Below are 11293 nucleotides of genomic sequence, written 5' to 3' on the forward strand. Positions count from 1 at the left end.
CTCCTCAGGTCGGCCAGATGACGGGGACGAGCACGATCGCGACGACGAACCAGGCGAGCGTCGTGACCAGGCCCAGCCTCCAGTAGTCGGAGAACCGGTAGCCGCCCGGGCCCATGACGATCATGTTGGCGGGGGTGGCGATCGGGGTCAGGAACGAGGCGGCACCGGCCACCGCGACGAGCATGAGGACGGGCGCGACGGCGATCCCTGCGTCCTCGGCCATGGCGACGGCGACCGGGACGACGATGAGCACGGTCGCGGTGTTGCTGACCACCTGGCCCAGCACCACCGTCAGCACGAACAGCGCCGTCAGGAGCACGCGCGGGCTGCCGTCGCCGACCGCGCCGATGAGCCACCCCGCGACGAGGTCGGCCGCACCGCTCGAGGAGATCGCGACCGAGAGCGGGATCAGGCCGCCGACGAGCACGACCGTCTGCCAGGAGACGGCCCGGTACGCCTGCGGCACCCCGACCACCCCGGTCGCGACCATCGCCGTCGCACCGACGAGGGCCGCGATCGCGGGCGGCACGACGCCGCTGGCCAGCAGGACCACCGTGGCGGCGAACACTGCGAGGGCCCGCCACGCCGTCGGGCCCAGCGCCACGGTCTGCCGCCGGACCAGCTCCGGGTCGTCGGTCACGAGGACGTCCGCGTCACCGGCGAGCGCCTCGACCGCGGGCCACGCGCCGTGCACCAGCAGGGCGTCGCCCTCGGCCAGCTGGACGCGCCGGGCACCCACGTCGCGGCCGAGCCGGCGCACCCCGAGGACGGTCACGCCGGACCGCACCACGCCGGGGAAGACGACCTCGCCCAGGAGGCGTGACCGGGGCCGCACGACGAGCTCCGCGACGCCGACCTCCCGCCCGAGCAGCGCCTCCCGGGTCTGCCGTGTGAGGGGCGTCGTCGCGACGGCCAGTGCGTGGCCCTCGACGAGCGCCGCGATCCCCGCGTTCTCACCGCTGACCACCACGATGTCGCCGACCTCCAGGGCCGCGCCGGCCTCGGCGGGGCCGCCCGAGCCGTGCTGCACCCCGATGAGGGTCACCCCCGCCGGGACGTCGACGGCGGCGCAGGGACGCCCCACCACGTCGGACCCCGGCTCGACCCGGAGCCGGAAGAACCCGACGTCGAGGGCGTAGTGCTCGACGAGCGTCTCGACGTGACGGGAGAAGTCGGCGGGCAGCACCGAGGGGGTCCGCTCGGGCAGCAGCCGACGCCCGGCGACCAGAGCCACGGCCACCGTGACGAGCACGAGCGGCAGCCCCACGAGCCCGAACTCGAAGAACCCGAACCGTTCACCGGTCGTCTCGGCCAGCGCGTCGGACACGATGACGTTGACCGTGCTCCCGGACAGCACCAGCAGGGCGCCGGCGCTCGCGGCGAAGGCCAGCGGCATGAGCAGCTGCGAGACGTTGTGCCCGGACCGCCGCGCGGCGAGCACCACGACCGGCAGGAGCGCGGCGGCGGCACCGTTGGGCGTGACGAGGGCGGCCATCACCGCGGCCATCGCCATGAGCCCGACGAGGAGCTGGCTCCGGCCGTCGCCCGCCCGGCCCATGAGCTGCTTGCCCGCCCAGGCCGTGACGCCGGACGACTCGAGACCCTCGCTGAGCACGAAGAGCGACGCGATGAAGACCACCACGGGGTCCCCGAACCCCGCGAGGGCCTGCTCCGCCGTGAGCAGCCCCGTGACGTACAGGCTCATCGCCGTGAGGATCGCCACCACGCCGACGGACAGCCGGTTCCACACGAACAGCACCACGCACGCCGCGAGGACCAGCAGGCTGGTCGTCGCGTCCGACATGAGGACCCTTCTGTGCTCGGCGGGCGTGCACGAATTGGCCCCACGCTAAAGCACGCCCGACCGCGCGTCACGAGTCGGCCCGATGGTGCCGGTCGTTCGCGCCGCCGTCCGGACCGTTTCCCGGGAATCACCGCCCGAAAGGGCGGAACCGGCCGTCGGGCGGCGCTGTTACGTTCGTTTCGGCTGAACCGTCCTGGACCTGGAGGAGGCCCCCGTGCGCGCTGCAGACGACGGCCGGTCGAGAGCACCGTGACGCCGACGGGGACCGCGCGGGAGCGGCAGGAGATGACGAAGCCCCTCGTCCTGCGTGCCGCGCCGTCCCGCCTCGCGCCGTCGACCTGAAAGCGGACGCGCGTCGCGCAGCCTTCTCGGGGAATGCGGTTCTGGCGGTGGCGCAGCGGTCAGCGGGCCGAATGCCGAGCAGCCGGCGCCCGTTCCACCACTTCGGGTGAGCTCAGGTCCGACGGCGCGTGGCACCGTCGGCGGAATGGATTGTCGCCAGGATTTTCCGGCCCGTCCGCCGGAGCTGGGCCGGCCGACGTGGCGCGCATTCTCCGCGCGGCAGGAGACCCGGAGCCCGGGCCGCCCGACACCTCGTCGCCACCGTGGGCACCGGCCCCCGGACAGCCGCCCGAAGGAGCCGTCATGAGCACCGCACGGACCGCGCGACCCGCCACGCCGACCACGACCCGGCGCCCGCGAGCGCGGCGGCTGATCGGCACCGCGGCGCTGCCCCTCGTCGTCGTCCTCCTCGCCGCGTGCGCCGCCGCCTCCGGGTCCACCGGGGAGGACGAGCTCGTGGGCCGGAGCTTCGAGTCGACGGACGTCGAGGGCCACACCCTCGTCGAGGGCACGGTCATCACGCTGATCGTGAGCTCCGACGGGGTGAGCGTGAACGCCGGCTGCAACACCCTCTTCGGGGACGCGACCTGGGACGACGGAGTCCTCCGGGTGCCGCAGCTCGCGAGCACGATGATGGCCTGCGACCCCGCCCTCATGGACCAGGACCAGTGGCTCGGGGCCCTGCTCGAGGGCCCGGTGCCGTACGAGCTCGACGGCGACACCCTGACGCTCGGTGAGGCGGGGGAGCGGATCACGCTGACGGACGTCACGGCATGAACCCGGTTCTCGCGTTCGTCGTGGTCATGGCCGTGTGGACCGTGAGCGACCTCGTCGCGAAGAAGACCCGGTCGCTGCTGTCGTCGCTGTTCGTCGCGTCGCTGATCTTCCTCGTCGGGTTCCTCACCGACGTGTTCCCCGAGGACCTGCTCTCGAGCTCCGCGCTGCTCGGGCTCGGCGGGGTCGTGGTCGGGTTCATCATTGTGCACCTCGGCACGCTGATCAGCATCGACGACTTCCGCAAGCAGTGGCGCACGCTCCTCGTCGGCATCGCGACCGTCGTCGGTATCGGGGTCGCGCTCCTCGCTGCCGCCGCCTTGTTCGGGGACCGGGCGCCCGCGGGCTACGACGGGGTCGCGAGCGCGCTGGACTTCGTCGTCGCCGGGACCGGGGCCCTCAGCGGCGGCACCATCTCGGTGCTGATCGTGCAGGAGGCGGCGCTGGGCTACGGGCTCACCGCGGTGGCGATCTTCCCCGTGCTCATCGCCGCGCTGCAGGGCCTCGTCGGCTTCCCGCTCACGTCCGTGATCCTCCGCCGCGAGGCCCGGCGCCTCAAGCAGGAGTACCGCACCGGCAACCTCCGGCCGGCCGCGACCGTCGACGCGGGGACCGAGACGGCCACCCGCCTCCCCGCCGCGCTCCGCACCACGGCCGGCACGCTGTTCGTGGTCGGCATCGTCGTCCTCGTGTCGATCGGGGTGAACGACCTCACGGACGGCGTGCTCAACACGTTCGTGGTGGCCCTGCTGCTCGGGATCACGCTGCGGGCGACCGGCGTCCTCAAGCCGTCGGCGCTCGCGGGCATCGACGCGCTCGGGCTCATGATGATCTCGATCCTCATCCTGGTGTTCGCCCCGCTCGCCGGGGTGTCGCCGGCCGACGTCAGCGCGCTCGCGTTCCCGCTGCTGCTCGCCTTCGTGTTCGGGCTCGCCGGCATCGCGCTCTTCGCGGGGGTGACCGGCAAGCTGCTCGGCTACAGCGTCCCCATGTCGATCGGCATCGGGCTCACCGCGCTGTACGGCTTCCCCGGCACGCTCATCCTCAGCCAGGAGGCCGCCCGCGGTGCGGGCGAGACGCCGGAGGAGGTCGCGGCCATCGAGGGCGACATCCTGCCCAAGATGATCGTCGCCGGGTTCTCCACGGTGACCATCACGTCGGTCGTGGTGACGAGCATGATCGCGGGCGCGATCGGGCGGTAGCCCTGCTGGGCAGCGCTACCCCGGCCAACCGTTCAGAGCCCTGGTCCGTGCGTCCCGCCGCTCCAGCATCAGCTCGGCGGCGAGAGGTGCGGTACGCGGCGAGAGGTGCCGTACGACGTCGTAGCCGCAGGCCGAGCACGCGTCGTGCAGCGTGATGCTGTCGTCCGCCTCCATCACGGTGTCGGTGCGAACGAGGTCGCCGGTGCACTCGGGACACGGTCGCCGACGATCGCCCTCCTGCTCCCACTCCCACACGGGGAAAACCCCGGAGTCGTCGGGATCGCCGAGCCCGACATCGAGCACGCTTCCGTCCTCGAACTGGAGCTGGAACGGACTGGCGAGCGCTACCAGGGCCCAGTAGTCCTCCGCACGCACCGCAGAGACGTGCGCTTCCCGTCCCCGGGGCACGGCAGTCGCCTGCACCTCGACTGCCGTGGAGATCGTGAAGGATCGGTTGGCGTGCCACAGCAGCACTGCCGGGCTCCTGAAGTCCATCGACCCATCCTGGCTCAGGTGGTCGGCTGCTCCTGGGGCCACCGCACGCCGCTGAGGCGCAACGGTCCGACAGTCGTCAGGTCGCCGGCCGAGCCGCCGACCCCATCGGTGCCTGCCCAGGCTCCCGGCCCCGCAGCCCGTCGAGCACCACGTGCAGCAGCGTCTGCGCCGAGGCGCTCGCGGGGGTGAGGCCTGCACTGCGGACCCCGTGCGCCAACCCGCACACCAGCACCAGCACCTCGGGCGCGTCGACGTCGGCGCGCACCCGGCCGGCCGACCGGGCCTCGGCGACCAGGGCTGCCAGCCCGTCGACGAGGTCCGTCAGCATCGCGGCGGTCTGATCCAGCGCCGGCGCGGCCCGGGAGGTGACCCTCTCGAACAGCTCGTCCTCGGCCAGCAGCGCGAAGTGCGCGGACACGGCGGCCTCCAGCCGTGCGGAGCCGGGGGCCTGCATGATCTCGGCCAGCTCCTCGAACCGGTCCCAGACCAGCACCTCCTCCAGCTCGTCGGTGGAGGCGAAGTGCCGGTACACCGTGCCCACGCCCACGTCCGCAGCCCGCGCGACCGCGTTCAGCGCCAGCGGCTCACCGCGCGCCGCCATCTCCCGGGCGGCGTCGACGATCCGCGCCCGGTTCCGGGCGGCGTCCTTGCGTAGTCCCTCCACCGGAGCAGCGTAACCGGAGCATGTATCGAAGTGGATAGGCCATCCGGTACGGTTCTGGTCGACCCCCAAGGAGGACCACCATGAGCACCACCCGTCCCTTCGCCGCCGTCACCGGCGCCAGCTCCGGCATCGGCGAGCAGTTCGCCCGCCGCTACGCCCGCGAGGGCTTCGACCTGCTCCTCGTCGCACGCTCCGGCGCTGCACTGCGCGCCCTGGCCGAGGAGCTGACCCGCGAGCACGGCGTCGAGGTCGAGGTCCACGTCGCCGACCTCGCCGACCCTGCCGACGTGGCGACGTTGAGCGAGAGGCTGACGAGCGGCCTCCCCCGCCTGGACCACCTCGTCAACTGCGCCGGCGTCGCTCCCGAGGGGGACCTGGCCCGGACCGACGAGAAGACGATCCGCCACCTCGTCGAGGTCAACGTCGTCGCGCTCACGCTGCTCACCCGAGCGGCGGTCGTCCGCATGCGGGACGCCGGGAACGGCACGATCGTCAACATCGCCAGCGGCGCGGCCTACCAGCCCATGCCGCACCTGGCGGCCTACGCGGCCAGCAAGAGCTACGTGCTCATGCTCACGGAGGCGCTGTCGGAGGAGAACCGCGCCCACGGCCTGCGGATCCTGTCGGTGGCTCCCGGCGACACCGAGACCCCGATGAACCCCGGAGCCGCGAAGAACAAGCGGAGGCCCGCCCAGGTGGTCGACACCGCCTTCGCGGCGCTCCCGGGGTCGGCGCCGTCCGTCGTGGACGGGCGCGCGAACAGCGTCACGGCGACGCTGTCCACCCGTCTGCTCCCTCGGCGAGTCCGCCTGCGGGTGGCCGAGCGCATGATGCGCGCGAAGGCCTGAGGCGTCCTGCGGCACGGGGTCCGACCCGGCGTGCGGCTCCCGCGCGACGCCGCCGGACCGCGTGCCGAATGATGGGCGCATGAGCACCCCCTACCGCGTCATGACCGTGTGCACGGGCAACATCTGCCGCTCGCCCATGGCGGAGGTCGTGCTGCGCTCGCGGCTGGAGGACGCGAGGCTCGGCGACCGCGTCGTGGTCGACTCGACGGGCATCAGCAACGAGGAGCACGGCAACCCGATCGACCGGCGCGCCCGCGCGGTTCTCGCGGCGCACGGCTACCCGGTGCCCCACCGGACCGCGCAGCAGGTGCGGGCGGTCGACCTGCCGGCGCGCGACCTGGTGCTCGCGATGACGTCGGTGCACGCGCGGGCGCTGCGGCGCCTCGCCGCGGACCCGCGCGTGGCCGGGCGGGTCGTGATGTACCGGTCGTTCGATCCCGCGGCGCCGCGCGTGGACGACGAGGCGTCCGAGCACCTGCTCGACGTCGACGACCCCTGGTACGGGGGTCCGGAGGACTTCGAGACGTGCCTCGACATGGTCGAGGCGGCGGCGGACGCGATCGTGGAGCACGTGCGCGGGGAGCTCGACCGGAGGGCGACGGGCACGTGACGACGCGCGCGACACCCAGCACACGCACTCACGAGCCGGCCCACCGCCGCAGTCACCTGTGCGGTGCAGCGGCGGTGACCGGGATGCGGGCTGAGGAAGGGCCCCGCTGCACGGGAGGCGCAGCGGGGCCCTTGCGTGTCCGGCACCGACGGGGAACCGCGGGTCGTGCTTCAACGGCTCGACCGGATGTCGTTGGTGGTGAGCTCGGAGGCGACCAGGACGAGGTCGTCGGCGATGCGGCCGAGGGGCTGGTCGGGGGCACCGGCCTCAGAGGCTGTGGGCGGTGATGTCCCCGGCGGAGGTGGTCGCCCGGATCTGGAGTGCGGGGCTGCCTCCGGTGTTGGCCAGCGCGTTGTGGACCCTGCCGTACGACGTTCCGGCGTCGAGGGAGGTGGTGACTCCGGCGGCAGCGCCGACCGACACGTCGCCGGCCTGGGTCGTCAGCACGAGCGCGCCACGCACGGCCTCCCTGATGCTGATGTCGCCCTTCGTGGTGCTGATCTCGGCCGGGCCGGTGAGGCGCCCGAGAGAGATGTCGCCGGCGACGGCGGTGACGTGGGCCTTCGCGGCCTCGTCGATCGTGACCGCACCGTACGAGCCGGTGACGGTGACGTCCCCGAGCCGGCCGACGCCGCGGAGCTCGCCCGCGTGCTTCACCTCGACGTGCGAGCCCGCGGGCAGCTGGACCGTCACCTCGACGGAGCCCGACGCGCCGAGCAGCTCGTTCTCGACCGGGGTGAGGACACGCAGTGCGCCGTCGCGCAGCTCGACGGTGGTCCGCTCCGCCGCCGCGACGTCACGACGCTTCGAGGCGTCCGCCGGACGGACCTGAACCGTGGTGTCGGCGCGGTCCGCGGCGATGACCTGGGCCCGCCCGGCGGGCATGTCCAGGGTCAGGGAGATGGTGGTGGGGGTGGCGAACGTGTGCATGAGGACCAGCTCCGTAGTCGTGGGTCTCGGGTGTTTCTGACTTGATGAACGCTACGGTGCGTTCACGGTCGAGGCAAGATGTTCGTTGCACTGATAGCGTGTATACGCAGATCAAGACGCACATTTCGTTGCACTGGTCCAGTGTCTAACGCAACCCAAGCGTCACCTTGCGTTGCAACGAGCGAACGGTGGACGCTACGCTAGCCCCGGACGCGCGAACGGGAGGGGAGCACGGTGCCGGGTGGCAGGCTCACGCAGCAGGAACGCCAGCAGATCGCGCTCGGCCTCGCCGAGGGCCTCGCGTACGCGGAGATCGCCCGACGGATCGACCGCCCGACCTCGACGGTCACCCGCGAGGTGATGCGCAACGGCGGTCCCACGGCCTACCGGGCCGACCTCGCGCACCGCGCCACCGAGCGACGCGCTCGCCGGCAGCGTCAGGCACCGTCCCGCGGCGCGGCGACGGCCGCACGAGGACTGGGGGCCCACGCCGAGGCGGTGCGTGAGTACGAGGAGACCTTCACGACGCTGTTCATGCAGTCGGGCCTGCCGCGCATCGCGGCCGGGGTGCTGACCTGCCTCTACACGTCCGACGCGGGCAGCCTCACGGCGGCGGAGCTCGTCCAGCGCCTCGAGGTCAGCCCCGCGTCGATCTCCAAGGCCATCGCGCTCCTCGAGAGCCAGGGCCTCGTCCTGCGCGAGCGCGCCGAGGGTCGTCGTGAGCGCTACGTCGCCGACGCGGACGTCTGGTACCAGTCGATGGTGGCCGCCGCCCGGTCCCACGCCGAGCTCGCCGCGACCGCACGGCAGGGCGTCCGCCTCCTCGGGCGCGACTCACAGGCAGGCGTCCGGCTCGAGAACATGGCGCGCTTCATGGAGTTCGTCGGCGAGAGCATCCTGCGCGCCTCGGAGCAGGCTCGCGACGTCCTCTCCTCGGGCGGCGCGCCGCGCTCGGATGCCGCCGACAGCCGCGCTCGCTAGGCGTCGTCGAACAGCGACCGACGCACCCGGCGACGTCACGTCGGCCGGCACCTCGTCACCGTGCCCCCACCGCACCTGCGCGACTCGGTAGGGGCGTCAAGACGCCGCGTTCGTCGCGGTCGGCGCTGCCGAGATGCGGCCCGGCGAACCGCGTGCCCACGATGGGACCTGGACGCACGACCCGGTGCGCGGTGCAGACACCGCCGCGGCCGGAGGCCGGCACCCCCTCCACCACCCAGGGAGAACCATGCGCGCAGTCGTCTACCGAGGCCCCCGTCAGGTCGAGGTCACCGAGGTCCCGGACGCCAGGATCGAGGAGCCCACGGACGCGGTCGTCCGGATCACGACCACGAACATCTGCGGCTCGGACCTGCACATGTACGAGGGCCGGACGAGCGTCGAGGAGGGCAAGGTCCTCGGGCACGAGAACATGGGGGTCGTCGAGGAGGTCGGCCCGGCGGTCACCCGCATCAAGGTCGGCGACCGGGTCAGCGTCCCGTTCAACATCGCGTGCGGCACGTGCCGCAACTGCCTGCAGGGCTGGACGTCGTTCTGCACGCGCACCAACCCGACCGACGGCGTCGACGGCGCCGCGTACGGCTACGCGAACATGGGCCCGTACGACGGCGGCCAGGCCGAGTACCTGCGGGTGCCGTTCGCGGACGTGAACCTGCTCGAGCTGCCCGCGGGCACCGAGCACGAGAACGACTTCACGATGCTGAGCGACATCTTCCCGACCGGCTGGCACGGCACGGTGCTCGCGGGCCTCCAGCCGGGGGACGACGTCGCGGTGTACGGCGCGGGGCCCGTCGGGCTCATGGCGGCGCACAGCGCGCTGATCCGGGGCGCGGCGCGCGTGTTCGTCGTCGACAAGGAGCCGGACCGCCTCGCGCTCGCGGCGTCGATCGGCGCGGTGCCGGTCGACTTCTCCCGCGGCGACCCCGTCGAGCAGGTGCTCGACGCGACCCAGGGCCGGGGCACCGACTGCGGCGTCGAGGCCGTCGGCTACCAGGCGCACGACCACTCGGGCGAGGAGCACCCCGAGCTCGTGCTCGACAACCTCGTGAAGACGGTCCGCACGACGGGCGGCATCGGCGTCGTCGGCGTGTACGTCCCCGAGGACCCGGGCGCGCAGGACGAGGGCGCGCAGCAGGGCCGCATCGGGTTCGACTACGGCACGTTCTTCACCAAGGGCCAGCAGATGGGCACCGGCCAGGCGCCGGTCATGCGCTACAACCGTCAGCTGCGGGACCTCATCGTCGCCGGGCGTGCGACGCCGTCGTTCATCGTGTCGCACGAGCTCGGCCTCGACGAGGCGGTGCACGGCTACGACCAGTTCGACAAGCGCGTCGACGGCTGGACCAAGGTGCTGCTGCGCCCGGGGCAGGCGGCGTGAGCGGCGCGCCCGGCGCTGCGGCGGTGAGCTGGCAGGGCGACGACGGCTCGGGCTCGACCGGGCAGGCGACCGACCAGCCGGTCGCGACGCTCGAGCTCGTGCACGCGTTCGAGGGCCCGATGCCGACGGGCGTCACGGTCTCGGCGCGGGGCCGGGTGTTCGTCAACTACCCGCTCTGGGGCGACGACGTCCCGGCGACGGTCACCGAGCTGCGCGACGGGGTCGCCGTCCCGTACCCGGACGAGGCGTGGAACTCCCCGTCGGGCGACGACGACGCCGGGGCGTTCGTCTCGGTGCAGAGCGTCGTCGTCGACCCCGCGGACCGGCTGTGGGTGCTCGACACGGGCAGCCCGCTGTTCCAGCCGACGAAGCCGGGCGGCCCCAAGCTCGTGTGCGTCGACCTCGCGACGGACGAGGTCGTCCAGGTCATCACGTTCGACCCGTCGGTCGCGCTGCCGAGCACCTACCTCAACGACGTGCGCTTCGACCTGCGCCGCGGCGAGGCCGGCACGGCGTTCATCACCGACTCCTCCGACACGGGGCCGAACGCGATCGTCGTCGTGGACCTCGCGACCGGGGAGTCGTGGCGCCGGCTGCACGAGCACCCGTCGACCAAGGCGCTGCCGTGGCAGGAGCTCCGTCCGGTCGTCGAGGGCCGGCCGCTGGTCCAGCAGCCGTCGCCCGACGAGGACCCGCAGCCCGTCGCGATGGGCGCCGACGGCATCGCGATCAGCCACGACGGCGAGCGCCTGCTGTACTGCCCGCTCGCGTCACGTCGGCTGTGGAGCGTCTCGGTCGACGCGCTCGTCGACCGCGCGCTCGACGACGCCGCGGTCGCGGCCACGGTGGTCGACGAGGGCGACAAGGGGACGGGCGCGGACGGCCTCGAGACCGACGACCGGGGGCGGATCTACGTCACCTCCTACGAGCACGACGCCGTCCTGCGCCGCCTGCCGGACGGGTCCTACGAGACGCTCGTGCACGACCCGCGGCTGCTGTGGCCGGACACGATGTCGGTCGCCGCCGACGGCCACCTCTACGTGACGGCCAACCAGCTGCACCGCCAGGCGACCTATCAGCGCGGCGAGGACCTGCGCACCAAGCCCTACGCGCTGTTCCGGACGCCGATCGACGCGGGCCCGGTGCGGCTCGTCCGGGAGGGCGCGGGCGGCTCCGGCGCTGCGGCGGGTGCCGCGTCCGGCGCGGGTGGGTCCGGCGGACCGGTCCCGAGCGGCCCGGCGTGAGCG

The 11293-nt window shown here is 73.1% G+C and carries 11 protein-coding genes; 7 read left to right on the plus strand and 4 right to left on the minus strand.

Features of this window, described 5'->3' with window-relative positions; translation table 11 throughout:
* Positions 1-4: 4 nt before the first annotated feature.
* Positions 5-1804 (minus strand): SLC13 family permease, encoded by a 1800-nt coding sequence (locus AB6N24_RS03455; protein ID WP_412868032.1) that lies wholly within the window; start codon positions 1802-1804, stop codon positions 5-7.
* 645 nt (positions 1805-2449) lie between these two features.
* Between AB6N24_RS03455 and AB6N24_RS03460 the strand changes: the two genes are divergently transcribed.
* Together AB6N24_RS03460 and AB6N24_RS03465 are read left to right on the plus strand one after the other, a co-directional pair.
* On the plus strand, positions 2450-2923 hold the full coding sequence (locus AB6N24_RS03460) for an META domain-containing protein (protein WP_412868033.1): 474 nt from the start codon (positions 2450-2452) through the stop codon (positions 2921-2923).
* Positions 2920-4122 carry a hypothetical protein gene (locus tag AB6N24_RS03465; RefSeq protein ID WP_412868034.1) on the plus strand — a complete coding sequence of 401 codons (1203 nt, stop codon included), beginning with the start codon at positions 2920-2922 and terminating at the stop codon, positions 4120-4122. The genes AB6N24_RS03460 and AB6N24_RS03465 overlap by 4 nt, the downstream gene beginning before the upstream one ends.
* Positions 4123-4137: 15 nt before the next feature.
* On the opposite strand, the gene AB6N24_RS03470 is transcribed toward AB6N24_RS03465, so the two are convergent.
* Positions 4138-4617 (minus strand): hypothetical protein, encoded by a 480-nt coding sequence (locus AB6N24_RS03470; RefSeq protein ID WP_412868035.1) that lies wholly within the window; start codon positions 4615-4617, stop codon positions 4138-4140.
* Between the two features lie 76 nt (positions 4618-4693).
* A complete protein-coding gene (locus AB6N24_RS03475) occupies positions 4694-5350 on the minus strand; it encodes a TetR/AcrR family transcriptional regulator (protein WP_412868036.1) in 657 nt (218 codons plus the stop codon).
* 11 nt (positions 5351-5361) lie between these two features.
* On the opposite strand from AB6N24_RS03475, the gene AB6N24_RS03480 reads away from it, so the two are divergent.
* Both AB6N24_RS03480 and AB6N24_RS03485 read left to right on the plus strand, forming a co-directional pair.
* Positions 5362-6129: an SDR family NAD(P)-dependent oxidoreductase gene (locus AB6N24_RS03480; RefSeq protein WP_412868037.1), complete on the plus strand. Its 768-nt coding sequence runs from the start codon at positions 5362-5364 to the stop codon at positions 6127-6129.
* 79 nt (positions 6130-6208) lie between these two features.
* Positions 6209-6739: a low molecular weight protein-tyrosine-phosphatase gene (locus AB6N24_RS03485; protein ID WP_412868038.1), complete on the plus strand. Its 531-nt coding sequence runs from the start codon at positions 6209-6211 to the stop codon at positions 6737-6739.
* Positions 6740-7006: 267 nt separating this feature from the next.
* On the opposite strand, the gene AB6N24_RS03490 is transcribed toward AB6N24_RS03485, so the two are convergent.
* On the minus strand, positions 7007-7669 hold the full coding sequence (locus tag AB6N24_RS03490) for a DUF4097 family beta strand repeat-containing protein (RefSeq protein ID WP_412868039.1): 663 nt from the start codon (positions 7667-7669) through the stop codon (positions 7007-7009).
* 234 nt (positions 7670-7903) lie between these two features.
* Between AB6N24_RS03490 and AB6N24_RS03495 the strand changes: the two genes are divergently transcribed.
* From AB6N24_RS03495 to AB6N24_RS03505, 3 genes are all read left to right on the plus strand, one after another.
* Positions 7904-8650 carry a helix-turn-helix domain-containing protein gene (locus AB6N24_RS03495; protein ID WP_412868040.1) on the plus strand — a complete coding sequence of 249 codons (747 nt, stop codon included), beginning with the start codon at positions 7904-7906 and terminating at the stop codon, positions 8648-8650.
* Between the two features lie 247 nt (positions 8651-8897).
* Entirely contained in the window at positions 8898-10046 is a 1149-nt protein-coding gene (locus AB6N24_RS03500; RefSeq protein ID WP_412868041.1) for a glutathione-independent formaldehyde dehydrogenase, read from the plus strand.
* Complete coding sequence (locus AB6N24_RS03505) at positions 10043-11290, plus strand: L-dopachrome tautomerase-related protein (protein WP_412868042.1); 1248 nt, start codon at positions 10043-10045, stop codon at positions 11288-11290. Before AB6N24_RS03500 ends, AB6N24_RS03505 begins: the two co-directional genes overlap by 4 nt.
* Positions 11291-11293 lie beyond the last annotated feature (3 nt).

The sequence above is a fragment of the Cellulomonas jepli genome (assembly GCF_047229345.1).
In the GTDB taxonomy this organism is placed as follows: Bacteria; Actinomycetota; Actinomycetes; order Actinomycetales; family Cellulomonadaceae; genus Cellulomonas_A.

Excerpts from the sequence above, each read along its gene's own strand:
- AB6N24_RS03455 (WP_412868032.1), bottom strand. The coding sequence starts at position 1,804 with ATGTCGGACGCGACGACCAGCCTGCTGGTCCTCGCGGCGTGCGTGGTG.
- AB6N24_RS03460 (WP_412868033.1), top strand. The coding sequence starts at position 2,450 with ATGAGCACCGCACGGACCGCGCGACCCGCCACGCCGACCACGACCCGG.
- AB6N24_RS03465 (WP_412868034.1), top strand. The coding sequence starts at position 2,920 with ATGAACCCGGTTCTCGCGTTCGTCGTGGTCATGGCCGTGTGGACCGTG.
- AB6N24_RS03470 (WP_412868035.1), bottom strand. The coding sequence starts at position 4,617 with ATGGACTTCAGGAGCCCGGCAGTGCTGCTGTGGCACGCCAACCGATCC.
- AB6N24_RS03480 (WP_412868037.1), top strand. The coding sequence starts at position 5,362 with ATGAGCACCACCCGTCCCTTCGCCGCCGTCACCGGCGCCAGCTCCGGC.
- AB6N24_RS03485 (WP_412868038.1), top strand. The coding sequence starts at position 6,209 with ATGAGCACCCCCTACCGCGTCATGACCGTGTGCACGGGCAACATCTGC.
- AB6N24_RS03490 (WP_412868039.1), bottom strand. The coding sequence starts at position 7,669 with ATGCACACGTTCGCCACCCCCACCACCATCTCCCTGACCCTGGACATG.
- AB6N24_RS03500 (WP_412868041.1), top strand. The coding sequence starts at position 8,898 with ATGCGCGCAGTCGTCTACCGAGGCCCCCGTCAGGTCGAGGTCACCGAG.